21 protein-coding genes are annotated in these 23,179 nt (G+C 67.6%); all 21 read left to right on the forward strand.

Features of this window, described 5'->3' with window-relative positions; all coding sequences use genetic code 11:
- Positions 1-141: 141 nt before the first annotated feature.
- The 21 genes from rplK (at position 142) to rpmC (ending at position 23,171) form a co-directional block, all read left to right on the forward strand.
- Entirely contained in the window at positions 142-591 is a 450-nt protein-coding gene (gene rplK, locus ACLBXP_RS14295) for a 50S ribosomal protein L11 (RefSeq protein WP_447668393.1), read from the forward strand.
- Between the two features lie 11 nt (positions 592-602).
- On the forward strand, positions 603-1,301 hold the full coding sequence (gene rplA, locus ACLBXP_RS14300) for a 50S ribosomal protein L1 (protein WP_447668394.1): 699 nt from the start codon (positions 603-605) through the stop codon (positions 1,299-1,301).
- Positions 1,302-1,457: 156 nt separating this feature from the next.
- Positions 1,458-3,101 carry a B12-binding domain-containing radical SAM protein gene (locus ACLBXP_RS14305; protein ID WP_447668395.1) on the forward strand — a complete coding sequence of 548 codons (1,644 nt, stop codon included), beginning with the start codon at positions 1,458-1,460 and terminating at the stop codon, positions 3,099-3,101.
- A 547-nt stretch (positions 3,102-3,648) separates the two neighbouring features.
- Positions 3,649-4,167, forward strand: a complete 519-nt coding sequence (gene rplJ / locus ACLBXP_RS14310) for a 50S ribosomal protein L10 (RefSeq protein WP_447668396.1) — start codon at positions 3,649-3,651, stop codon at positions 4,165-4,167.
- Positions 4,168-4,227: 60 nt separating this feature from the next.
- Positions 4,228-4,608 carry a 50S ribosomal protein L7/L12 gene (gene rplL / locus ACLBXP_RS14315; RefSeq protein ID WP_447668397.1) on the forward strand — a complete coding sequence of 127 codons (381 nt, stop codon included), beginning with the start codon at positions 4,228-4,230 and terminating at the stop codon, positions 4,606-4,608.
- A 280-nt stretch (positions 4,609-4,888) separates the two neighbouring features.
- Positions 4,889-9,016 (forward strand): DNA-directed RNA polymerase subunit beta, encoded by a 4,128-nt coding sequence (gene rpoB / locus ACLBXP_RS14320; protein ID WP_447668398.1) that lies wholly within the window; start codon positions 4,889-4,891, stop codon positions 9,014-9,016.
- A 176-nt stretch (positions 9,017-9,192) separates the two neighbouring features.
- Positions 9,193-13,398 (forward strand): DNA-directed RNA polymerase subunit beta', encoded by a 4,206-nt coding sequence (gene rpoC, locus ACLBXP_RS14325; protein ID WP_447668399.1) that lies wholly within the window; start codon positions 9,193-9,195, stop codon positions 13,396-13,398.
- A 390-nt stretch (positions 13,399-13,788) separates the two neighbouring features.
- The gene (gene rpsL / locus ACLBXP_RS14330; protein ID WP_109895591.1) at positions 13,789-14,160 is read left to right on the forward strand and encodes a 30S ribosomal protein S12; all 372 of its coding nucleotides are present in this window, start codon (positions 13,789-13,791) and stop codon (positions 14,158-14,160) included.
- 102 nt (positions 14,161-14,262) lie between these two features.
- Positions 14,263-14,733, forward strand: coding sequence for a 30S ribosomal protein S7 (gene rpsG / locus ACLBXP_RS14335; protein WP_447668400.1), 471 nt, complete (start codon positions 14,263-14,265; stop codon positions 14,731-14,733).
- A 33-nt stretch (positions 14,734-14,766) separates the two neighbouring features.
- Positions 14,767-16,842, forward strand: coding sequence for an elongation factor G (gene fusA, locus ACLBXP_RS14340; RefSeq protein ID WP_447668401.1), 2,076 nt, complete (start codon positions 14,767-14,769; stop codon positions 16,840-16,842).
- Positions 16,843-16,926: 84 nt separating this feature from the next.
- The gene (gene tuf, locus ACLBXP_RS14345; RefSeq protein ID WP_447668389.1) at positions 16,927-18,117 is read left to right on the forward strand and encodes an elongation factor Tu; all 1,191 of its coding nucleotides are present in this window, start codon (positions 16,927-16,929) and stop codon (positions 18,115-18,117) included.
- An 85-nt stretch (positions 18,118-18,202) separates the two neighbouring features.
- Positions 18,203-18,511: a 30S ribosomal protein S10 gene (rpsJ, locus tag ACLBXP_RS14350; protein WP_066927377.1), complete on the forward strand. Its 309-nt coding sequence runs from the start codon at positions 18,203-18,205 to the stop codon at positions 18,509-18,511.
- A gap of 48 nt (positions 18,512-18,559) precedes the next feature.
- Positions 18,560-19,294, forward strand: a complete 735-nt coding sequence (gene rplC / locus ACLBXP_RS14355) for a 50S ribosomal protein L3 (RefSeq protein WP_447668402.1) — start codon at positions 18,560-18,562, stop codon at positions 19,292-19,294.
- On the forward strand, positions 19,294-19,914 hold the full coding sequence (gene rplD / locus ACLBXP_RS14360; RefSeq protein ID WP_447668403.1) for a 50S ribosomal protein L4: 621 nt from the start codon (positions 19,294-19,296) through the stop codon (positions 19,912-19,914). Before rplC ends, rplD begins: the two co-directional genes overlap by 1 nt.
- Positions 19,911-20,207, forward strand: a complete 297-nt coding sequence (locus tag ACLBXP_RS14365) for a 50S ribosomal protein L23 (protein ID WP_447668404.1) — start codon at positions 19,911-19,913, stop codon at positions 20,205-20,207. The genes rplD and ACLBXP_RS14365 overlap by 4 nt, the downstream gene beginning before the upstream one ends.
- Positions 20,208-20,234: 27 nt before the next feature.
- A complete protein-coding gene (gene rplB, locus ACLBXP_RS14370) occupies positions 20,235-21,071 on the forward strand; it encodes a 50S ribosomal protein L2 (protein WP_447668405.1) in 837 nt (278 codons plus the stop codon).
- A gap of 5 nt (positions 21,072-21,076) precedes the next feature.
- Complete coding sequence (gene rpsS, locus ACLBXP_RS14375) at positions 21,077-21,355, forward strand: 30S ribosomal protein S19 (RefSeq protein WP_150965287.1); 279 nt, start codon at positions 21,077-21,079, stop codon at positions 21,353-21,355.
- A gap of 1 nt (position 21,356) precedes the next feature.
- Positions 21,357-21,740 (forward strand): 50S ribosomal protein L22, encoded by a 384-nt coding sequence (gene rplV, locus ACLBXP_RS14380; RefSeq protein WP_447668406.1) that lies wholly within the window; start codon positions 21,357-21,359, stop codon positions 21,738-21,740.
- A gap of 10 nt (positions 21,741-21,750) precedes the next feature.
- A complete protein-coding gene (gene rpsC / locus ACLBXP_RS14385) occupies positions 21,751-22,497 on the forward strand; it encodes a 30S ribosomal protein S3 (protein ID WP_447668407.1) in 747 nt (248 codons plus the stop codon).
- Between the two features lie 33 nt (positions 22,498-22,530).
- Positions 22,531-22,944 (forward strand): 50S ribosomal protein L16, encoded by a 414-nt coding sequence (gene rplP, locus ACLBXP_RS14390; RefSeq protein ID WP_447668408.1) that lies wholly within the window; start codon positions 22,531-22,533, stop codon positions 22,942-22,944.
- Between the two features lie 11 nt (positions 22,945-22,955).
- On the forward strand, positions 22,956-23,171 hold the full coding sequence (rpmC, locus tag ACLBXP_RS14395; protein WP_447668409.1) for a 50S ribosomal protein L29: 216 nt from the start codon (positions 22,956-22,958) through the stop codon (positions 23,169-23,171).
- Positions 23,172-23,179 lie beyond the last annotated feature (8 nt).

Genomic DNA, 23,179 nt, shown 5'->3' on the forward strand with positions numbered 1-23,179 from the left:
CTACTCCCTACTCGCTCAAAACCCCGCGGGAGGTCCGCCCGGTTCGCCGCCGGGAGCCACGGGCCGCACCGCGACCTGCAACCGTCCGCACCGCCGGAGCCCTAGGCAGCCCGGCGGCGGGCAAGATTTGGGAGCAGTCCCATGGCGAAGAAGATCACGGGCTACGTGAAGCTTCAGGTCCCGGCCGGCGCCGCCAACCCGTCGCCGCCGATCGGTCCCGCGCTCGGTCAGCGCGGCCTCAACATCATGGAATTCTGCAAGGCCTTCAACGCGAAGACCGCGCAGATGGAGAAGGGCACCCCGATCCCGGTGATCATCACCGCGTATCAGGACCGCAGCTTCACCTTCGAGATGAAGCAGCCCCCGGTCACCTTCTTCCTGAAGAAGGCCGCCGGCTTGAAGCTCGGCAAGAAGCCGGCCTCCGGCTCGAAGACCCCGGGCAAGGGCCCGACGGTCGGAAAGGTCACGGAAGCCCAGCTCCGCGAGATCGCCGAGCGGAAGATGCCCGACCTCAACTGCGATTCGGTCGAAGCGGCCGTCGCGATGATCCGTGGCTCCGCGCGGGCCATGGGCCTCGACGTCGTCGCGTAAGGGAGGGCATCATGGCACGTGAAGGAAAGCGCATCCGCTCGGCCCGCGAGGGCATCGAGCCGACCAAGCTCTACGCCCTCGGCGACGCGATCGCCCTGGTGAAGGAGCGGGCGAACGCGAAGTTCGACGAGACCGTCGAGATCTCGATGAACCTCGGCGTCGACCCCCGCCACGCCGACCAGATGGTCCGCGGCGTCTGCAACCTGCCGAACGGTTCCGGCCGCACGGTGCGCGTCGCGGTGTTCGCCCGCGGCGCCAAGGCCGACGAGGCCAAGGCCGCCGGCGCCGACATCGTGGGCGCCGAGGACCTCCTCGAGATCGTCCAGGGCGGCAAGATCGAGTTCGACCGCTGCATCGCGACGCCGGATCTGATGCCCCTCGTGGGCCGCCTCGGCAAGGTGCTGGGCCCGCGCGGCCTGATGCCGAACCCGAAGGTCGGCACCGTCACGATGGACGTGAAGGGTGCGGTCGCGGGCGCCAAGGGCGGCTCCGTCGAGTTCCGCGTCGAGAAGGCCGGCATCGTGCATGCCGGCATCGGCAAGGTCTCGTTCGACGCGCAGAAGCTCGTCGAGAACATCAAGGCCTTCGCGGACGCCGTCGCCAAGGCGAAGCCCGCGGGCGCCAAGGGCACCTACATCCAGCGCATCGCCGTCACCTCGACGATGGGCCCGGGCGTCAAGGTGGAGCCCGGCACCGTCCTGACCGCCTGAGCGGTCTCGACCAGACCTAGAGAGCGCCCGGCCGTCCGCGGCCGGGCGCTCTCGCGTTCAAGGGACCGCGAGGGCGACGAAATCGCAGCCGTGCGGCACAAACGATTTCGTGCCGGGGGAAGACCACCTGCGCCGTAGCGTGCTAGACAGCGGCCCATGCGCTGCTCCCTCCCGGTCACGTCCCGCCGACGCATCCTCTGCGTCTTTCCCGCCTACACGCCGTCCTTCGGAACGTTCTCACACGCCTACCCCCTGATGGGCGGCGTGAAGGCGTTCATGCCGCCCCAGGGGCTCCTGCTGATCGCGGCCTACATGCCCGAGGCGTGGGAGTGCCGCTTCATCGACGAGAACATCCGGCGCACCACGCCCGACGAGTTCGGGTGGGCCGACGCGGTGTTCGTCTCGGGGATGCACATCCAGGAGCCGCAGATCCACGAGATCCGCGCCCGCGCGCACGCTGCCGGCAAGGTGACGGTGCTGGGCGGTCCCTCGGTGTCCGGCTGCCCCGAGAAGTACGACGACTTCGACTACCTCCACCTCGGCGAGATCGGGGACGCCACGGACCAGCTCGTGGAGATCCTCGATCGCAGCGTCGCGCGGCCCGCCGGCCCGGTGCGGCTCGAGACGAAGGACCGCCTGGCGCTGGCCGACTTCCCGGCCCCGGCCTACGAGGCGGCACCGCTGAAGCGCTACCTGATCGGCTCCCTGCAGTTCTCGTCGGGCTGCCCCTATCGCTGCGAGTTCTGCGACATCCCACAGCTCTACGGTCGCCAGCCCCGGCTCAAGACCCCGGAGCAGATGTGCTCCGAGCTCGACGCCATCATCAGCCAGCCCGGCCACCCGGCGGTGGTCTACTTCGTCGACGACAACTTCATCGGCAACCGCAAGGCGACGCGGGACATGCTCCCTCACCTCGTCGCCTGGCAGAAGCGGAACGACTACCCGCTGCAGTTCGCCTGCGAGGCGACCCTCAACATGGCCAAGCAGCCCGAGATCCTCGAGCTGATGCGCCAGGCGAACTTCATGACCGTCTTCGTCGGCATTGAGACACCGGAGGAGGAGGCCCTCGCCGGCATCGACAAGAAGCACAACGCCGCGGTGCCGATGTACGAGGCGATCGAGACCCTCAACAGCTACGGTCTGGAGGTGACCTCGGGCATCATCCTCGGCCTCGACACCGACACCGACCGGTCCGAGGACAACCTGATCGACTTCATCGACCGCTCCGCCATCCCGGTGCTGACGATCAACCTGCTCCAGGCCCTGCCGAAGACGCCCCTGTGGGACCGGCTGGAGCGGGAGAACCGCCTCGTGCACGACGCCGCCCTCGAATCGAACGTGCTGTTCAAGCGCCCCCACGACAGCGTGGTGGCGAGCTGGCGCCGAGCGATCGCCCATGCCTACGCACCGGAGAAGATCTTCGAGCGCTTCAAGCACCAGTGCGACGTGACCTACCCGCACCGGATCACGACGCCCACGAAGGGCAAGCTCACCGCCACGAACCTGCGGCGCGGCCTGATCCTCGGCTTCAACATCATCACCCGGGTCGGGCTGTTCTCGGACTACCGCGGCCCCTTCTGGCGGGCGGCCGCGCATGCCCTGCGGAAAGGTCAGATCGAGGCGGTGTTCAACATGGGCTTCGTCGCCCACCACCTGATCCGCTTCACCCGCGAGGCCCTGCGCGGCGAGCACAACGCCTCGTTCTACGCGGCCAAGGCCGCCGAGACGGAGGCGGCGCGGCAGCGGACCTGGTGGGAGAATGCCCGCCGCCGCCTGACCCCGGAGCGCGAGGCCGCCTGAGACGGGCGCGGGGCGTGGGAGGGGCGTCGCACCCCGGCGTGCTGCGGCGCGGCGAGGGCGCTTGCCTGCGACCGAAAAGTCGCGCTTTGGGCCTTGGCAGGCCGCTTGCTAGGCTCTATACACCGCGCTCCACGAATTCACACTTTCGTAGGGAGGCGACCGATCGGTCGCATTCCGCATGAGGTGTCGCCCGGGCAACCGGGTGGCTATGGCCGGAAGGGCTCGGAGGGCGAAACACCCGCCGCAGCCGCGTCCGGCCATGTCCTGTCCGAGACTGCAGGCGCCGGCTCGCCGGCTTAATTCCCCAGCCTGCACAGACGGGGATGACCGAATTGAAGTTGCCTCGCCGGCCCGCTTCCCGCGGGGCTGCGGGGTATCGGTTTGAACCATCTCGCCCAGGTCGGCGCCCCAAGCGGGCGGCGTCCGGGGACAGGGCCGCGAAGCGTCGTCCAGGACGTTCCGGTCTGATCAAGGCCGAGTTCCGTTCCGGGCGGCATGTGCAACCGGCGGACCCGATCCCGGGTTCCGCCAACCGGAGAGAGCCCCAGTGGACCGGACAGCTAAAGCTGATCTCGTCTCGACGCTCAACGGCGTGTTCGCATCGAGCGCCGTGGTCGTCGTGGCCCACTACAAGGGCCTCACGGTCGCCGACATGCAGAAGCTGCGCTCGCAGATGAAGCAGGCCGGCGCCACCGTGAAGGTCGCCAAGAACCGCCTCGCCAACATCGCTCTCGATGGCACGGACGTCGCCTCCATCAAGCCCCTCCTGAAGGGCCCGACCCTGCTCGCCTATTCGAGCGATCCGGTCGCGGCCGCCAAGGTGGCGGTGGATTTCGCCAAGGTGAACGACAAGCTCGTGATCCTCGGCGGCGCCATGGGAACGACAGCCCTGAACCCGGACGGCGTGAAGGCCCTCGCCTCGCTCCCGTCCCTCGACGAACTGCGCGCCAAGATCGTGGGCCTCGTGCAGGCTCCCGCGACCAAGATCGCCCAGGTCGTCAATGCGCCGGCGGCCAAGCTCGCCCGCGTGTTCGGGGCCTATGCCACCAAGGACGAAGCGGCCTGAGGCCGTCTCACCCCCTTGAACAACCACAGCGTTCAAACCGATATCTGAAGGGATACAATCATGGCTGATCTCGCCAAGCTCGTCGACGACCTCTCGTCGCTGACCGTCCTCGAGGCCGCTGACCTCGCCAAGATGCTCGAAGAGAAGTGGGGCGTCTCCGCCGCCGCGGCCGTCGCCGTGGCCGCCGGCCCCGCCGCCGGTGGCGGCGCTGCCGCCGCCGTCGAGGAGCAGACCGAGTTCACGGTCGTGCTCGCTGGCGCCGGCGACAAGAAGATCGAGGTCATCAAGGAGGTCCGCGCGATCACCGGCCTCGGCCTCAAGGAGGCCAAGGACCTCGTCGAGGGCGCCCCGAAGCCCGTCAAGGAGTCGGTGGCCAAGGACGAGGCCGAGAAGATCAAGGCCCAGCTCGAGAAGGCCGGCGCCAAGGTCGAGCTCAAGTAAGACCCCGATGGGCCGCCTCAGGCCCATCACCGCGCGGGCGGCCTTCGCGGGCCGTCCGTGACCGGAGCCCGCGGGTGATTCACCCGCGGGCTACAGCGCTTTCAGGACAGGCGCTGGACGAGGCGAGGCCGCGGGAGCGGCCGGTGGGCCCCGGAACGGGTCCGACGACAATCGATTCGGGTGGCGCGGTCCGGCGGGGCGCGTGCCACGGCCCGGCGCGGGAAGCAGGACGCTTTCCCCGGGCAACCAGGACGCTGAGATGGTGGAGCGAGGTCAACCCATGGCCAACACGCTGGTCGGTCGCAAGCGCATTCGCAAGTTCTTCGGTAAGATCCGGGAAGTCGCCGAGATGCCGAACCTCATCGAGGTTCAGAAGGCGTCCTACGACCAGTTCCTGATGGTGGACGAGCCCGAGGGCGGCCGGGCGGACGAGGGCCTGCAGAGCGTCTTCAAGTCGGTTTTCCCGATCTCGGACTTCGCCGCGACCTCGCTCCTCGAGTTCGTGCGCTACACCTTCGAGGCGCCGAAGTACGACGTCGACGAGTGCCGCCAGCGCGGCATCACCTTCGCGGCGCCCCTCAAGGTGACGCTGCGCCTGATCGTGTTCGACGTGGACCCGGACACCGGCGCCAAGTCCGTCAAGGACATCAAGGAGCAGGACGTCTACATGGGCGACATGCCGCTCATGACGGACAACGGCACCTTCATCGTCAACGGCACCGAGCGCGTCATCGTCTCGCAGATGCACCGCTCGCCGGGCGTGTTCTTCGACCACGACAAGGGCAAGACGCACTCCTCGGGCAAGCTGCTGTTTGCCGCGCGCATCATCCCCTACCGGGGCTCCTGGCTCGACGTGGAGTTCGACGCCAAGGACATCGTGCACGTGCGCATCGACCGCAAGCGCAAGCTGCCGGTCACGTCGCTGCTGTTCGCCCTCGGCCTCGACGGCGAGGAGATCCTGTCGACCTTCTACAAGCGCGTCGCCTACGACCGCGACGGGGCGGACTGGCGCGTGCCCTACGACGCCGAGCGCCTGAAGGGCTTCAAGGCGAGCGTGGACCTGATCGACGCCGATTCCGGCGAGGTGGTGCTGGAGGCGGGCAAGAAGCTCAACGCCCGCAACGCCCGCCAGATCGCCGAGAAGGGCACCAAGTTCCTGCGCGCCACCGACGAGGATCTCGTCGGGCAGTACATCGCCGAGGACCTCGTCAACCTGAAGACCGGCGAGATCTGGGCCGAGGCCGGCGACGAGATCTCCGAGAAGCTCCTGAAAAGCCTCGACGAGGTGGGCGTCACCGAGTTGCCCGTGCTCGACATCGACCACGTCAACGTCGGCCCCTACATCCGCAACACGCTCGCGGTGGACAAGAACTCGGCCCGCGAGGGCGCGCTGTTCGACATCTACCGGGTGATGCGCCCGGGCGAGCCGCCGACCCTCGATACGGCGGAGGCGATGTTCCACTCGCTGTTCTTCGACGCCGAGCGCTACGACCTCTCCGCGGTCGGCCGCGTGAAGATGAACATGCGCCTCGACCTCGACGCCGCCGACACGGTGCGGACGCTGCGCCGCGAGGACATGCTCGCGGTCGTCAAGGCGCTGGTGGACCTGCGCGACGGCAAGGGCGAGATCGACGACATCGACCACCTCGGCAACCGCCGCGTGCGGTCGGTCGGCGAGCTGATGGAGAACCAGTACCGCCTGGGCCTCCTGCGCATGGAGCGCGCCATCAAGGAGCGCATGAGCCAGGTCGACATCGACACGGTGATGCCGCAGGACCTGATCAACGCGAAGCCGGCGGCGGCCGCCGTGCGCGAGTTCTTCGGCTCGTCGCAGCTCTCGCAGTTCATGGACCAGACGAACCCGCTCTCCGAGGTCACCCACAAGCGCCGCCTCTCGGCGCTCGGCCCGGGCGGCCTCACCCGCGAGCGCGCGGGCTTCGAGGTGCGCGACGTGCACCCGACGCATTACGGCCGCATCTGCCCGATCGAGACGCCGGAAGGCCCGAACATCGGCCTGATCAACTCGCTCGCGACCTTCGCGCGGGTGAACAAGTACGGCTTCATCGAGACCCCCTTCCGGCGCGTGAAGGACGGCGTCGTCACGGACGAGGTCGCCTACCTGTCGGCCATGGAGGAGGCGAAGTACTACGTCGCCCAGGCGAACGCCGCCATGGACGAGGGTCGCAAGCTCACGGAGGACCTCGTGGTCTGCCGTCGCGCCGGCGAGGTGATCGTCGTCGGGCCCGAGCGCGTCGATCTCATGGACGTGAGCCCGAAGCAGCTCGTGTCGGTCGCGGCGGCGCTGATCCCGTTCCTCGAGAACGACGACGCCAACCGCGCGCTGATGGGCTCGAACATGCAGCGCCAGGCGGTGCCGCTGGTTCGCGCCGACGCGCCGTTCGTCGGCACCGGCATGGAGGCCGTGGTCGCCCGTGATTCGGGTGCCGCCATCGCGGCGCGCCGGACGGGCATCGTCGATCAGGTGGACGCCACCCGCATCGTCATCCGCGCCACCGAGGAGGCCGACGCCAACAAGCCCGGCGTCGACATCTACCGCCTGCAGAAGTTCCAGCGCTCCAACCAGTCGACCTGCATCACGCAGAAGCCGCTGGTGCGCGTCGGCGAGCCGGTCCGGAAGGGCGAGATCATCGCCGACGGGCCGTCCACGGAGTTCGGCGAGCTGGCGCTCGGCCGCAACGTCCTCGTCGCGTTCATGCCCTGGAACGGCTACAACTTCGAGGACTCGATCCTGCTCTCCGAGCGGATCGTGAAGGATGACGTGTTCACCTCGATCCACATCGAGGAATTCGAGGTGATGGCCCGCGACACCAAGCTCGGGCCGGAGGAGATCACCCGCGACATCCCGAACGTCTCGGAGGAGGCGCTCAAGAACCTCGACGAGGCCGGCATCGTCTATATCGGCGCCGAGGTCCATGCCGGCGACATCCTCGTCGGCAAGATCACGCCGAAGGGCGAGAGCCCGATGACGCCGGAGGAGAAGCTCCTGCGCGCCATCTTCGGCGAGAAGGCCTCCGATGTGCGCGACACGTCCCTGCGGGTGCCCCCGGGCGTCACCGGCACCATCGTCGAGGTGCGGGTGTTCAACCGGCACGGCGTCGACAAGGACGAGCGCGCCCAGGCGATCGAGCGCGAGGAGATCGAGCGGCTCGCCAAGGACCGCGACGACGAGCAGGCGATCCTCGACCGCAACACCTACGCGCGCCTCTCGGACGTCCTGATGGGACAGGCCCCCATCGCCGGCCCGAAGGGCTTCCGCAAGGACACCACCCTGACCCGCGAGCTCATCAGCGAGTACCCGCGCTCGCAGTGGTGGCAGTTCGCCGTCGTCGACGACCGTCTCATGACCGAGATGGAGGCGATGCAGAAGCAGTACGACGAGTCGAAGAAGCGCCTGGAGCAGCGCTTCCTCGACAAGGTCGAGAAGCTGCAGCGCGGCGACGAGCTTCCGCCCGGCGTCATGAAGATGGTCAAGGTCTTCGTGGCGGTGAAGCGCAAGATCCAGCCGGGCGACAAGATGGCCGGCCGCCACGGCAACAAGGGCGTCGTGTCGCGCATCGTCCCCATCGAGGACATGCCGTTCCTCGAGGACGGCACGCACGCCGACATCGTGCTCAACCCCCTCGGCGTGCCGAGCCGCATGAACGTCGGCCAGATCCTGGAGACCCACCTCGGCTGGGCGGCTGCGGGCCTGGGCCGCAAGGTGGCCAAGGCGGTGGACGCCTATCTGAAGACGCAGGACATCAAGCCCCTGCGGGCGGAGATGGCGAGCATCTACTCGCCGGCCGAGCTCGAAGGCCTGTCGGACGAGGACCTCGCGGAGGCCGGCAACAACGTCCGCCGCGGCGTGCCGATGGCCACCCCGGTGTTCAACGGCGCCAAGGAGGCCGACATCGAGCAGATGCTGGAGATGGCCGGGCTCGACCGCTCGGCGCAGTCGACGCTCTACGACGGGCGAACCGGCGAGCCCTTCGACCGCAAGGTCACCATGGGCTACATCTACATGCTGAAGCTCCACCACCTCGTGGACGACAAGATCCACGCGCGCTCGATCGGTCCGTACTCCCTGGTCACCCAGCAGCCGCTGGGCGGCAAGGCGCAGTTCGGCGGGCAGCGCTTCGGCGAGATGGAGGTCTGGGCGCTGGAGGCCTACGGCGCGGCCTACACGCTGCAGGAGATGCTCACGGTGAAGTCGGACGACGTGGCCGGCCGCACCAAGGTCTACGAGGCGATCGTGCGCGGCGACGACACCTTCGAGGCCGGCATTCCCGAGAGCTTCAACGTGCTCGTCAAGGAGATGCGCTCGCTCGGCCTCAACGTCGAGCTCACCTCCTCGAAGCAGAACGCCGCCAACGACCAGATCGAGCCGCCTGCGGACGCGGCCGAGTAGGACGGACGACACTTCCCGTGCCGGCAGGCGATGCCGGCACGGTCCGAGCGGGGAGGGGAAGGGCCTCCGTCACGGTTCTTCAGGGCCAGCGGCGCCTCGGCGGGCGTCGCGCCTTCGGTTTTCAAGCGCGGCGGCCCGCAGGCGTGGGGCACGGCCCGCTCATCAAGGAGTAGATCATGAACCAAGAGGTCATGAATCTTTTCAACCAGCAGGCCCAGCCTCAGAGTTTCGACCAGATCAAGATTTCGATCTCAAGCCCGGAGAAGATCCTCTCCTGGTCCTACGGAGAGATCAAGAAGCCCGAGACGATCAACTACCGCACCTTCAAGCCCGAGCGTGACGGCCTGTTCTGTGCGCGCATCTTCGGGCCCATCAAGGACTACGAGTGCTTGTGCGGCAAGTACAAGCGCATGAAGTACAAGGGCGTCATCTGCGAGAAGTGCGGCGTCGAGGTCACCCTCGCGCGCGTCCGGCGCGACCGCATGGGCCACATCGAGCTGGCCGCCCCGGTCGCGCACATCTGGTTCCTGAAGTCGCTGCCGAGCCGCATCGGCCTGCTGCTCGACATGGCCCTCAAGGACCTGGAGCGGATCCTCTACTTCGAGTCCTACTGCGTCATCGAGCCGGGCCTCACCCCCCTCAAGGAGCGCCAGCTCCTGTCGGAGGAGGAGTATCTGCGCGCCCAGGAGGAGTACGGCGAGGATTCCTTCACGGCGATGATCGGCGCCGAGGCGATCCGCCGGATCCTGCAGGAGCTCGACCTCGACGGCATCGCGAATTCGCTGCGCGAGGAGATCGCCACCACGACCTCCGAGCTGAAGCCCAAGAAGCTCCTCAAGCGGCTCAAGATCATCGAGGCCTTCCAGCAGTCGGGCAACCGGCCCGAGTGGATGATCCTCACCGTGGTGCCGGTGATCCCGCCGGACCTGCGCCCGCTCGTCCCCCTGGACGGCGGCCGCTTCGCCACGTCCGATCTCAACGACCTCTACCGCCGCGTCATCAACCGCAACAACCGCCTGAAGCGGCTGATCGAGCTGCGCGCGCCGGACATCATCATCCGCAACGAGAAGCGCATGCTTCAGGAGGCCGTCGACGCGCTGTTCGACAACGGCCGCCGCGGCCGCGTCATCACGGGCGCCAACAAGCGCCCGCTGAAGTCGCTGGCCGACATGCTGAAGGGCAAGCAGGGCCGCTTCCGCCAGAACCTCCTCGGCAAGCGCGTCGACTACTCGGGCCGCTCGGTCATCGTGGTCGGCCCTGAGCTGAAGCTGCACCAGTGCGGCCTGCCGAAGAAGATGGCCCTGGAGCTGTTCAAGCCCTTCATCTACGCGCGCCTCGACGCCAAGGGCTTCTCGGCCACCGTCAAGCAGGCCAAGAAGCTCGTCGAGAAGGAGAAGCCCGAGGTCTGGGACATCCTGGACGAGGTGATCCGCGAGCATCCCGTGATGCTCAACCGCGCCCCGACGCTCCACCGCCTCGGCATCCAGGCCTTCGAGCCGAAGCTGATCGAGGGCAAGGCGATCCAGCTGCACCCGCTCGTCTGCGCCGCCTTCAACGCGGACTTCGACGGCGACCAGATGGCCGTGCACGTGCCGCTGAGCCTCGAGGCTCAGCTCGAAGCGCGCGTGCTGATGATGTCGACGAACAACATCCTGCACCCCGCCAACGGCCAGCCGATCATCGTGCCGAGCCAGGACATCGTGCTCGGCCTCTACTACCTGTCGATCGTGGCCGAGGGCGCGCCGGGCGAGTTCAAGCCCGGCAACAAAGAGAACCCGATGCAGGGCGTCTACGGCAACCTGGGCGAGCTCGAGCACGCCCTGGCCGCCAAGGCCGTCTCGCTGCACTCCAAGATCAAGTGGCGCTGGAAGGGCATCGGCCCGGACGGCGAGCCCCTGACCAAGACCTACGACACCACGCCGGGCCGGGTGATCCTGTCGGGCGCGCTGCCGCTGCACCGGAAGGTGCCCTTCGACGTCGTCAACAAGCTGATGACCAAGAAGGAGATCTCGGCGATGATCGACACCGTCTACCGCCACTGCGGTCAGAAGGAGTCGGTGATCTTCTGCGACCGCATCATGGCGCTCGGCTTCAGCCACGCGTTCAAGGCCGGCATCTCGTTCGGCAAGGACGACATGGTGGTGCCAGAGAACAAGTGGTCGATCGTCGACGACACCCGCGCGCTCGTGAAAGACTACGAGCAGCAGTACAACGACGGCCTGATCACCCAGGGCGAGAAGTACAACAAGGTCGTCGACGCCTGGGCGAAGTGTTCCGACAAGCTCGCCGCCGAGATGATGGGTCGGATCTCCGCCGTCCAGAAGGACGAGAAGGGCGCCGACAAGCAGGTCAACTCGATCTACATGATGAGCCACTCGGGCGCCCGCGGTTCGCCGGCGCAGATGAAGCAGCTCGCGGCGATGCGCGGCCTGATGGCCAAGCCCTCCGGCGAGATCATCGAGACGCCGATCATCTCGAACTTCAAGGAGGGCCTCGACGTTCTCGAGTACTTCAACTCCACCCACGGCGCCCGCAAGGGCCTCGCGGACACGGCGCTGAAGACCGCGAACTCGGGCTACCTGACCCGCCGCCTCGTGGACGTCGCGCAGGACGCCGTGATCCGCGAGACGGATTGCGGCACCGAGAACGGCATCCGCATGCGGGCGATCATCGACGCCGGCCAGGTCGTCGCGACGCTGGCCACCCGCATCCTGGGCCGCGCCACGGCCGAGGACCTGGTGGCCCAGGACGGCAGCGTCATCGTCGCCACCGGCGAGACCATCGAGGAGAAGCACCTGCCGGCCATCCAGGCCGCGGGCATCCAGGAGGTGAAGATCCGCTCGGTCCTCGTCTGCCAGACGAAGAGCGGCGTCTGCGCCACTTGCTACGGGCGCGACCTCGCCCGCGGCACGCCCGTGAACATGGGCGAGGCCGTCGGCGTGATCGCGGCGCAGTCGATCGGCGAGCCCGGCACCCAGCTCACCATGCGCACCTTCCACATCGGCGGTGCGGCCCAGATCGCGGATTCGTCCTTCATCGAGTCGAGCTTCGAGGGCACGATCAAGATCCGCAACCGGGCGCTCGCCAAGAACTCGGACGGCGACCTGATCGCCACCGGCCGCAACGTGGCGGTGGTGATCGTCGGCGCCGACGGGACCGAGCGCGCCGTGCACCGTCTGCAGTACGGCGCGAAGGTGCGGGTGGACGACGGCGACAAGATCAAGCGCGGCCAGCGCATCGCGGAGTGGGACCCCTACACCCGTCCGATCCTCACGGAGGTCGACGGCGTGGTGGCCTACGAGGATCTCTACGATGGCCAGTCCATCACGGAGACCACCGACGAGTCGACCGGCATCGCCAAGCGCGTCGTCATCGACTGGCGCGGCTCGGCCCGTACCTCGGACCTCAAGCCCGCGATGGTCATCACGGACCGGGACGGCAAGGCGATCAAGCTGCCCCGCGGCTCGGACGCCCGCTACTTCCTGCCGGTGGATGCCATCATCGGCTTCGATCCGGGCGGCAAGGTCAAGGCCGGCGACATCCTCGCCCGCGTCTCGACCGATTCGGCCAAGACCCGCGACATCACCGGCGGTCTGCCGCGGGTGGCGGAGCTGTTCGAGGCGCGCCGTCCGAAGGACGCGGCGATCATCGCCGAGAAGTCCGGCACCATCGCGTTCGGGCGGGACTACAAGAACAAGCGCCGCCTGACGCTCACCCCGCACGACGGCACCGACGCGGTCGAGTACCTGATCCCCAAGGGCAAGCACATCCACCTGCAGGACGGGGACGTGGTGGAGCTCGGCGACTACATCGTCGACGGCAACCCGGCGCCGCACGACATCCTGGCGATCAAGGGCGTGGAGGAGCTCGCCGCCTACCTCGTCAACGAGATCCAGGAGGTCTACCGGCTCCAGGGCGTGTCCATCAACGACAAGCACATCGAGGTGATCGTCCGCCAGATGCTGCAGAAGGTGGAGGTCACCGACGGCGGCGATTCGGACATCCTCTCGGGTGACCAGATCGATCGCACGGAGCTGACCGACATCAACGAGCGGCTCACCGCCGAGGGCAAGAAGCCGATCCAGGGCGTCCCGGTCCTGCTCGGCATCACCAAGGCCTCGCTGCAGACGAAGTCGTTCATCTCGGCGGCCTCGTTCCAGGAGACCACGCGCGTCCTCACGGAGGCCGCGGTCAACGGCAAGGTGGACCACCTCGAGGGCCTCAAGGAGAACGTGATCGTCGGTTCGCTCATCCCGGCGGGCACGGGCTCCATGGCCGCGGACATCCGCGCGGTGGCCCGCCGGCGCGACAACCTCATCCTGCAGCAGAAGCAGGCGGAGAGCGGCGCGCAGGCCTATCAGGAGCTTCCCGCCGCCGAGTGAGGCGACGGGAAACACCATGAGACGGGCAGGGGGCGGCCGCGAGGCCGCCCCTTCTCGTTTCGACGCTCCCGGCGTTCCGAACGCGAGCGCGGATCCGCCCGGGATCGGGCAAGAAAATCCCTGATCGGGATTGACGTTGACCAACTCGGCGCGTAGAAGCGCGCCACTCCGGTCGGACGCACGCCGCCGACGGGTCGAAGCTCAGGCTTCAGACCATCGCCATCGCGACGCCGGGGCTCACATCGCCTGACGCCCATGTCAGATCAGTAGGTACGAGCGCGCCTGCACCGGAGTGCTCCTCTGCCGACACCGCGCCACGGGTCCTGACCGACCCCTGGCGCATATTCGTTTTGCGGCCCACCCCGTCGGGCCTGAGGAAGAGGGCAGAGAATGCCGACGATCAACCAGCTGATCGCCCAGCCGCGTAAGGCGCAAAAGGCCCGCAACAAGGTGCCGGCCCTCGATGCCTGCCCGCAGAAGCGCGGCGTCTGCACCCGCGTCTACACCACGACCCCGAAGAAGCCGAACTCGGCGCTCCGCAAGGTCGCCAAGGTCCGCCTCACCAACGGCTTCGAGGTGATCGGCTACATCCCGGGCGAGGGCCACAACCTTCAGGAGCACTCCGTGGTGATGATCCGCGGCGGCCGCGTGAAGGACCTTCCGGGCGTGCGCTACCACATCCTGCGCGGCGTGCTCGACACGCAGGGCGTCAAGAACCGCAAGCAGCGCCGCTCCAAGTACGGCGCCAAGCGCCCGAAGTAAGACTTTCGCGCACCCCGCAAGGATGTCGCCGGCTTCCATGGAGCTCAAGGCGGCCTGCGCGGGGTGGTTTGATGACAGACCAAGATTCGACGGAGCGCGCGCATGTCCCGCCGCCACAGTGCCGAGAAGCGTGAGATCATCCCCGACGCCAAGTACGGCGACATCGTCCTCACCAAGTTCATGAATTCGATCATGTACGAGGGCAAGAAGTCGACCGCCGAGCGGATCGTGTACGGCGCCTTCGACCTTGTCGAGAGCCGCGCCCGCGCCAACCCGATCGAGGTGTTCCGCGCCGCCCTCGACAACGTCGCCCCGGCGATCGAGGTCCGCTCCCGCCGCGTCGGCGGCGCGACCTACCAGGTCCCGGTCGAGGTCCGCACCGAGCGCCGCCAGGCCCTGGCGATCCGCTGGCTGATCCAGGCCGCGCGCTCGCGCAACGACCGCACCATGGTCGAGCGGCTCTCCGCCGAGCTCCTCGACGCCGCCAACAACCGCGGCAACGCCGTGAAGAAGCGGGAAGACACGCACCGGATGGCCGAGGCCAACCGCGCCTTCTCGCACTACCGCTGGTAACCAGCGGCCCAACCCATCTTCGGAGTTACCCCGATGCCCCGCACGCACGCGATCGAGGACTACCGCAACTTCGGCATCATGGCCCACATCGATGCCGGCAAGACCACGACGACCGAGCGGATCCTCTACTACACCGGCAAGTCCCATAAGATCGGCGAGGTCCATGAGGGCGCCGCCACGATGGACTGGATGGAGCAGGAGCAGGAGCGGGGCATCACGATCACGTCGGCCGCGACGACGTGCTTCTGGCGCGAGAAGCGCCTGAACATCATCGATACCCCCGGCCACGTCGACTTCACCATCGAGGTGGAGCGCAGCCTGCGCGTGCTCGACGGCGCCGTGTGCGTGCTCGATGGCAACCAGGGCGTCGAGCCCCAGACCGAGACCGTGTGGCGCCAGGCCGACAAGTACGACGTGCCGCGCGTCGTGTTCGTCAACAAGATGGACAAGATCGGCGCCGACTTCTTCAAGTGCGTCGCCGACATCATCGACCGCGTCGCCGGCAAGCCCGTCTGCCTGCAGCTGCCGATCGGCGCCGAGTCGAGCTTCCAGGGCGTCATCGACCTCATCAAGATGAAGGCGATCGTCTGGTCGGGTGAGGCTCTCGGTGCGAACTTCTCCGAGGAGGAGATCCCGGCCGACCTGCAGGACCAGGCCGTCGAGTACCGCACGAAGCTGATCGAGGCCTGCGTCGAGCTCGACGATGACGCCATGGCCGCCTACCTCGACGGCACCGAGCCGGACGTGGAGACGATGCACCGCCTCGTCCGCCGCGCCGTGCAGCTGCGCGCCTTCCACCCGGTGCTCTGCGGCTCGGCCTTCAAGAACAAGGGCGTGCAGCCCCTCCTCGACGCCGTCGTGGACTACCTGCCCTCGCCCGCCGATCGCGGCGACGTCGAAGGCATCGACTTCAAGACCGAAGAGGAGGTGGTCCGCCACCCGACCGACTCGGATCCCTTCTCCATGCTCGCCTTCAAGATCATGGACGATCCCCACGTCGGCACGATCACCTTCTGCCGCGTCTACTCCGGCAAGGTCGAGTCGGGGGCCAACGTCATCAACTCGACCCGCGACAAGAAGGAGCGGGTGGGGCGGATGCTCCTCATGCACGCCAACAACCGCGAGGACATCAAGGAAGCCTTCGCGGGCGACATCGTCGCGCTGGCCGGCCTCAAGGACACCCGCACGGGCGACACCCTCTGCGATCCGCAGAAGGCCGTGATCCTCGAGCGCATGGAATTCCCCGAGCCGGTGATCGAGATCGCCGTCGAGCCGAAGTCCAAGGCAGACCAGGAGAAGCTCGGCATCGCGCTCTCGAAGCTCGCCGCCGAGGATCCGTCCTTCCGGGTCTCCACGGACCAGGAGTCGGGCCAGACCATCCTTCGCGGGATGGGCGAGCTGCACCTCGACATCAAGGTCGACATCCTGCGCCGCACCTACAAGGTCGACGCGAATATCGGCCAGCCGCAGGTTGCCTACCGCGAGAAGCTCACCCGCCGCACCGAGATCGACTACACGCACAAGAAGCAGACCGGCGGTACCGGCCAGTTCGCCCGCGTGAAGTTCGTGGTCGAGCCGAACGAGCCCGGCAAGGGCTTCGAGTTCGAGTCGAAGATCGTCGGCGGCGCGGTGCCGAAGGAGTACATCCCCGGCGTCGAGAAGGGCCTCAACTCGGTCCTCGGCGCGGGCATCCTGGCGGGCTTCCCGGTGGTCGACATCAAGGTCGAGCTCATCGACGGCGCCTACCACGACGTCGACTCCTCGGCCCTCGCCTTCGAGATCGCGTCCCGTGCGGCGCTCCGCGAAGCCCTCCAGAAGGGCGGCTCGGTGCTCCTCGAGCCGGTCATGAAGGTCGAGGTCGTCTCCCCCGAGGACTACACGGGTTCGGTCATCGGCGACCTCAATTCCCGCCGCGGGCAGATCCAGGGCCAGGACATGCGCGGCAACGCGAACGTCATCAACGCGATGGTGCCGCTCGCCAACATGTTCGGCTACGTGAACAACCTGCGCTCGATGTCCCAGGGGCGCGCGAACTTCACGATGCAGTTCGACCACTACGAGGAAGTGCCGCGCGGCGAGGCCGACAAGGTCATCGCGAAGTACGCCTGAGGCACGACCCTCACACGCATCCTCCGCGCGGAGCGGCCTGAACGCAGGCCACCCGCGCGAAACCCCACGCTGACGGAGGCTACCATGGCCAAAGAGAAGTTTTCGCGCACGAAGCCGCACTGCAACATTGGGACGATCGGCCACGTCGACCACGGCAAGACGTCGCTGACGGCGGCGATCACGAAGGTGCTGGCGGAGTCGGGTGGCGCGACGTTCACGGCCTACGACCAGATCGACAAGGCGCCGGAGGAGAAGGCGCGCGGGATCACCATCTCGACGGCGCACGTGGAGTACGAGACGCAGAACCGCCACTACGCGCACGTGGACTGCCCCGGCCACGCCGACTACGTGAAGAACATGATCACGGGTGCGGCGCAGATGGACGGGGCGATCCTGGTGGTCTCGGCCGCCGACGGCCCGATGCCGCAGACGCGCGAGCACATCCTGCTGGCCCGCCAGGTGGGCGTGCCGGCGCTGGTGGTGTTCCTCAACAAGGTCGACATGGTCGACGACGAGGAGCTCCTGGAGCTGGTCGAGCTCGAGGTGCGCGAGCTTCTCTCGAAGTACGACTTCCCCGGTGACGACATCCCGATCACCAAGGGCTCGGCCCTGATGGCGCTCGAGGACAAGGAGCCGAAGATCGGCCGCGAGGCGGTGCTGGCGCTGATGGCGACGGTGGACGAGTACATCCCGCAGCCGGAGCGTCCGATCGACCTGCCGTTCCTGATGCCGATCGAGGACGTGTTCTCGATCTCGGGGCGCGGCACGGTGGTGACGGGTCGCGTGGAGCGCGGCATCGTGAAGGTCGGCGAGACGGTGGAGATCGTCGGGATCCGGGCGACCACGACGACGACGGTGACGGGCGTGGAGATGTTCCGCAAGCTGCTCGACCAGGGCCAGGCTGGCGACAACGTGGGCGTCCTGCTGCGCGGCACGAAGCGCGAAGACGTGGAGCGGGGCCAGGTGGTGTGCAAGCCGGGCTCGGTGAAGCCGCACACTAAGTTCAAGGCCGAGGCCTACATCCTGACCAAGGAGGAGGGCGGTCGCCACACGCCGTTCTTCACCAACTACCGGCCGCAGTTCTACTTCCGCACCACCGACGTGACGGGCGTGTGCACGCTGCCGGAGGGCACCGAGATGGTGATGCCGGGCGACAACGTCACCATGGACGTCGCCCTGATCGTGCCGGTCGCCATGGAGGAGAAGCTGCGCTTCGCCATCCGCGAGGGCGGACGCACCGTCGGAGCTGGCGTCGTCGCAGCCATCGTCGAGTAAGCAACACCGCAAACGTCCGACAGGGATCGATCGGGGGCAGGCCCTCGTGCCCGCCCCCGCGTCGTCCTGCTGAAGGCAACAGGTCATGAACGGTCAGAACATCCGCATCCGCCTCAAGGCGTTCGATCATCGCATCCTCGATGCGTCGACCCGCGAGATCGTCTCCACTGCCAAGCGCACGGGTGCTCAGATCCGGGGCCCGATCCCGCTGCCGACCCATATCGAGCGCTTCACCGTCAACCGCTCGCCGCACATCGACAAGAAGTCGCGCGAGCAGTTCGAGATGCGCACCCACAAGCGCGTCCTCGATATCGTCGATCCGACCCCCCAGACCGTGGACGCGCTGATGAAGCTCGACCTCGCCGCTGGCGTGGACGTGGAGATCAAGCTCTGAGCCGCTGAGGCTTAGAGCTTACCGTATCATCGCGCGAGGGAGACACCTATGCGCTCAGGCGTCATCGCACAGAAGGTCGGCATGACCCGCGTCTTCACGGAAGCGGGCGAGCATGTCCCCGTCACCGTGCTCAAGATCGATCAATGCCAGGTGGTTGCCCACCGCACCGTCGAGAAGAACGGCTACGTCGCGCTGCAGGTCGGCGTCGGCAAGGCCAAGGTCAAGAACGTGTCCGCCGCCGAGCGCGGCCGCTTCGCGGTCGCCAAGGTCGAGCCGAAGCGCAAGCTCGCCGAGTTCCGCGTGTCCGAGGACTCGCTGATCCCGGTCGGCGCCGAGATCACCGCGGACCACTTCATCCCGGGCCAGTTCGTGGACATCACGGGCACTACCACGGGTAAGGGCTTCGCGGGCGGCATCAAGCGCTGGAACTTCGGGGGCCTGCGCGCCACCCACGGCGTCTCGATCTCGCACCGCTCGATCGGTTCGACCGGCGGTCGCCAGGATCCGGGCAAGACCTTCAAGAACAAGAAGATGCCGGGACACCTCGGCGTCGAGCGGGTCACGACCCAGAACCTGCGCGTCGTTCGCACCGATCCGGAGCGCGGCCTCATCCTCGTCGAGGGTGCGGTTCCGGGCGTCGCCGGCGGCTGGATCCAGATCCGCGACGCGGTGAAGCGCAAGCTCCCCGCCGACGTTCCGCTGCCGGGCAAGTTCCGTGAGACCGGCTCCGCCGCGTCCCAGGCTCCGGCTCCCGAGGCTGCCTCCACCGAGGAGACCGCGTGATGAAGCTCGATATCACCACCCTTGACGGCCAGGGCGCCGGCTCGGTCGAGCTCAACGAGGCGATCTTCGGCCTCGAGCCCCGCGCCGACCTGCTGCAGCGCATGGTGCGCTATCAGCTCGCCAAGCGCCGCGCCGGGACCCACGCCGTGCAGAACCGCTCGGACGTGAACCGCACCCGCAAGAAGCTCTACAAGCAGAAGGGCACCGGCAACGCCCGCCACGGCGCGGCCTCGGCGCCGCAGTTCCGCGGCGGCGGCCGGGCCTTCGGTCCGGTGGTCCGCGACCACGGGCACGACCTGCCCAAGAAGGTGCGGGCGCTCGCCCTGAAGCACGCCCTCTCGGCCAAGGCCAAGGCATCGACCCTGATCGTCGTGGACGACATCCGGGTCGACGACCACAAGACCAAGGGCCTCGTGGAGCGCTTCGGCAAGCTCGGCCTGTCGAGCGCGCTGATCATCGGCGGGGCGGAGGTCGACGTGAACTTCGGTCGCGCCGCCCGCAACATCCCGCAGATCGACGTCCTGCCCGTGCAGGGCATCAACGTCTACGACATCCTGCGCCGCGACACGCTCGTGCTGACGCGCGCCGCCATCGATGCGCTGGAGGAGCGTTTCAAATGAGCCTCGATCCACGCCACTACGACATCATCGTCTCCCCGGTGATCACCGAGAAGGCGACGAACCTCACCGAGCAGAACAAGGTCGTCTTCCGGGTCGCCCCGAAGGCCACCAAGCCGCAGATCAAGGAAGCGGTCGAGAAGCTGTTCGACGTCAAGGTCACGGCGGTGAACACCCTCGTGACCAAGGGCAAGAAGAAGATCTTCCGCGGACTCCGCGGACAGCGTTCGGACGTGAAGAAGGCGATCGTTACCCTCGCCGAGGGTCACACGATCGACGTCACGACCGGCCTCTGAGACAAGACCGGGTAGGGATACAAGCCGATGGCCTTGAAGACATTCAAACCGGTCACGCCGAGCCTGCGCCAGCTCGTGCTGGTCGACCGCCGTGAGCTCTACAAGGGCAAGCCGGTTAAGGCGCTCACCGAGGGCAAGACGTCCTCGGGCGGCCGCAACAACCTCGGTCGCATCACCGTCCGCTTCCGCGGCGGCGGCCACAAGCGCGTCCTGCGCAACGTGGACTTCAAGCGCCGCGAGAACCTGGGCGTGGCCGCGAACGTGGAGCGGATCGAGTACGATCCGAACCGCACCGCGTTCATCGCGCTCATCGCCTACCCGGACGGCAAGCAGAGCTACATCCTCGCGCCGCAGCGCCTGCAGCCGGGCGACAAGGTGGTGGCCGGCGAGACCGTCGACATCAAGCCGGGCAATGCAGGCCCGATCGGCAACATGCCGGTCGGCACCATCGTCCACAACGTCGAGCTGAAGATCGGCAAGGGCGGCGCGATCGCGCGGTCCGCGGGCAACTACGCCCAGATCGTCGGCCGCGACCAGGGCTACGTGACGCTGCGCTTGAACTCCGGCGAGCAGCGCCTCGTGCACGGCCAGTGCTTCGCGAGCGTCGGTGCGGTGTCGAACCCGGACCACATGAACATCTCGCTCGGCAAGGCCGGTCGCAACCGCTGGCTCGGCAAGCGCCCGCACAACCGCGGCGTGGCCATGAACCCGGTCGACCATCCGCACGGCGGCGGCGAGGGACGCACCTCGGGCGGCCGTAACCCGGTGACGCCGTGGGGCGTCCCGACCAAGGGGAAGAAGACCCGCTCGAACAAGCGGACCGACGTCTTCATCCTGTCCAGCCGCCACAACCGCAAGAAGTAACCATCATGGCACGCTCCCTCTGGAAGGGGCCGTTCGTCGACGGCTACCTCCTCAAGAAGGCTGACACCGCGCGCGGATCCAGCCGCAACGAAGTCATCAAGATCTGGAGCCGCCGCTCCACGATCCTGCCGCAGTTCGTCGGGCTCACCTTCGGTGTGCACAACGGACAGAAGCACATCCCGGTCTACGTCTCCGAGGAAATGGTCGGCCACAAGTTCGGCGAGTTCTCGCCGACCCGCACCTTCCACGGTCACGCGGCCGACAAGAAGGCGAAGAGGCGCTGATATGGGCAAGCAGGCTCACCCCCGCGCGCTCCCCGAGAACGAGGCCAAGGCGGTCGCGCGGATGCTCCGCGTCAGCCCCCAGAAGCTCAATCTCGTCGCGGCGCTGATCCGTGGCAAGAAGGTCGACAGCGCGCTGGCCGACCTCGAGTTCTCCCGCAAGCGGATCGCCCGCGAGGTCAAGAAGTGCCTCGAGAGCGCGATCGCCAACGCCGAGAACAACCACGACCTCGACGTGGACGACCTCGTCGTCAGCCAGGCCTTCGTCGGCAAGGCGCTCGTCCTGAAGCGCTTCCACGCCCGCGCCCGCGGCCGCGGCGCGCGCATCCTGAAGCCCTTCTCGAACCTCACCATCGTGGTTCGCGAAGTCCGGGCCGAAGCGGCCTGAGGAGGATCTGATGGGTCAGAAAGTCAACCCGATCGGTCTCCGGCTCGGCATCAACCGGACCTGGGACTCCCGCTGGTTCGCCAACAAGGGCGAGTACGCCAAGCTGATGCACGAGGACGTGGCGATCCGCGCCGCGCTCATGAAGCAGCTGAAGCAGGCCGCGGTCTCCAAGATCGTCATCGAGCGCCCGCACCGGAAGTGCCGCGTCACCATCCACTCGGGCCGTCCGGGCGTGGTGATCGGCAAGAAGGGCGCGGACATCGAGAAGCTGCGCAAGCTGGTCAACACCATGACCAAGGCCGACGTGACCATCAACATCGTCGAGGTGCGCAAGCCCGAGATCGACGCGACCCTCGTCGCCGACTCGATCGCTCAGCAGCTCGAGCGTCGCGTCGCCTTTCGTCGCGCCATGAAGCGGGCGGTGCAGTCGGCCATGCGCCTCGGCGCCGAGGGCATCCGCATCACCTGCTCGGGTCGCCTCGGCGGCGCCGAGATCGCCCGCACCGAGTGGTACCGCGAGGGCCGCGTGCCCCTGCATACCCTGCGGGCGGACGTGGATTACGGGACCGCCACGGCGTTCACGACCTACGGCACCTGCGGCATCAAGGTGTGGGTGTTCAAGGGCGAGATCCTCGAGCACGACCCGATGGCCCAGGACAAGCGCGCGCAGGAAGAGGGTGGCCGGTCCGGCGGCCGTCGCGAGCGCGACGGTGACGGCGGTCGCGAGCGCGGTCGCCGCGATCACGCCAACGCGTGACCGCTGGCCGCGAGAGAGAGTTGAGAGGCTGCCATGCTGCAACCCAAGAAGACGAAGTTCCGTAAGCAGTTCAAGGGCCGCATCCACGGTGCGGCCAAGGGCGGCTTCGAGTTGAACTTCGGTCAGTTCGGCCTGAAGGCCGTCGAGCCGGAGCGGGTCACCGCGCGGCAGATCGAGGCGGCCCGCCGCGCGATCACGCGCGAGATGAAGCGCCAGGGCCGCGTGTGGATCCGGGTGTTCCCGGACGTGCCGGTCTCGTCGAAGCCCACCGAGGTCCGCATGGGCTCCGGCAAGGGCGCGCCGGATTACTGGGCGGCCCGCGTCCATCCCGGCCGCATCATGTTCGAGGTCGACGGCGTCGCCGAGGACATCGCCCGCCAGGCCCTGCGCCTGGGCGCCGCGAAGCTCCCCGTGCGCACCCGCGTCGTCGCCCGCATCGCAGACTGAGGAGGGAGATCATGAAGTCATCCCAGAGACTGTCTGATCTGAAGGCCCTGTCCGCGGATCAGCTGAGCGACGAGCTGCTCAACCTGAAGAAGGAGCAGTTCAACCTGCGCTTCCAGGGGGCCACCGGCCAGCTCGAGAACGTTGCCCGCGTGCGCGAGGTCCGCCGCGACATCGCCCGCGTCCGCACGCTGCAGCGTCAGAAGACGCTCGCGTCGGCGCAGGCCTGAAGGAGAAA

Source organism: Methylobacterium sp. A54F, assembly GCF_053346035.1.

What these genes read in the sequence shown, in the direction of transcription:
- rplK (WP_447668393.1), top strand. Translation starts at nt 142, where the DNA reads ATGGCGAAGAAGATCACGGGCTACGTGAAGCTTCAGGTCCCGGCCGGC.
- rplA (WP_447668394.1), top strand. Translation starts at nt 603, where the DNA reads ATGGCACGTGAAGGAAAGCGCATCCGCTCGGCCCGCGAGGGCATCGAG.
- ACLBXP_RS14305 (WP_447668395.1), top strand. Translation starts at nt 1,458, where the DNA reads ATGCGCTGCTCCCTCCCGGTCACGTCCCGCCGACGCATCCTCTGCGTC.
- rplL (WP_447668397.1), top strand. Translation starts at nt 4,228, where the DNA reads ATGGCTGATCTCGCCAAGCTCGTCGACGACCTCTCGTCGCTGACCGTC.
- rpoB (WP_447668398.1), top strand. Translation starts at nt 4,889, where the DNA reads ATGGCCAACACGCTGGTCGGTCGCAAGCGCATTCGCAAGTTCTTCGGT.
- rpoC (WP_447668399.1), top strand. Translation starts at nt 9,193, where the DNA reads ATGAACCAAGAGGTCATGAATCTTTTCAACCAGCAGGCCCAGCCTCAG.
- rpsL (WP_109895591.1), top strand. Translation starts at nt 13,789, where the DNA reads ATGCCGACGATCAACCAGCTGATCGCCCAGCCGCGTAAGGCGCAAAAG.
- rpsG (WP_447668400.1), top strand. Translation starts at nt 14,263, where the DNA reads ATGTCCCGCCGCCACAGTGCCGAGAAGCGTGAGATCATCCCCGACGCC.
- fusA (WP_447668401.1), top strand. Translation starts at nt 14,767, where the DNA reads ATGCCCCGCACGCACGCGATCGAGGACTACCGCAACTTCGGCATCATG.
- tuf (WP_447668389.1), top strand. Translation starts at nt 16,927, where the DNA reads ATGGCCAAAGAGAAGTTTTCGCGCACGAAGCCGCACTGCAACATTGGG.
- rpsJ (WP_066927377.1), top strand. Translation starts at nt 18,203, where the DNA reads ATGAACGGTCAGAACATCCGCATCCGCCTCAAGGCGTTCGATCATCGC.
- rplC (WP_447668402.1), top strand. Translation starts at nt 18,560, where the DNA reads ATGCGCTCAGGCGTCATCGCACAGAAGGTCGGCATGACCCGCGTCTTC.
- rplD (WP_447668403.1), top strand. Translation starts at nt 19,294, where the DNA reads ATGAAGCTCGATATCACCACCCTTGACGGCCAGGGCGCCGGCTCGGTC.
- ACLBXP_RS14365 (WP_447668404.1), top strand. Translation starts at nt 19,911, where the DNA reads ATGAGCCTCGATCCACGCCACTACGACATCATCGTCTCCCCGGTGATC.
- rplB (WP_447668405.1), top strand. Translation starts at nt 20,235, where the DNA reads ATGGCCTTGAAGACATTCAAACCGGTCACGCCGAGCCTGCGCCAGCTC.
- rpsS (WP_150965287.1), top strand. Translation starts at nt 21,077, where the DNA reads ATGGCACGCTCCCTCTGGAAGGGGCCGTTCGTCGACGGCTACCTCCTC.
- rplV (WP_447668406.1), top strand. Translation starts at nt 21,357, where the DNA reads ATGGGCAAGCAGGCTCACCCCCGCGCGCTCCCCGAGAACGAGGCCAAG.
- rpsC (WP_447668407.1), top strand. Translation starts at nt 21,751, where the DNA reads ATGGGTCAGAAAGTCAACCCGATCGGTCTCCGGCTCGGCATCAACCGG.
- rplP (WP_447668408.1), top strand. Translation starts at nt 22,531, where the DNA reads ATGCTGCAACCCAAGAAGACGAAGTTCCGTAAGCAGTTCAAGGGCCGC.
- rpmC (WP_447668409.1), top strand. Translation starts at nt 22,956, where the DNA reads ATGAAGTCATCCCAGAGACTGTCTGATCTGAAGGCCCTGTCCGCGGAT.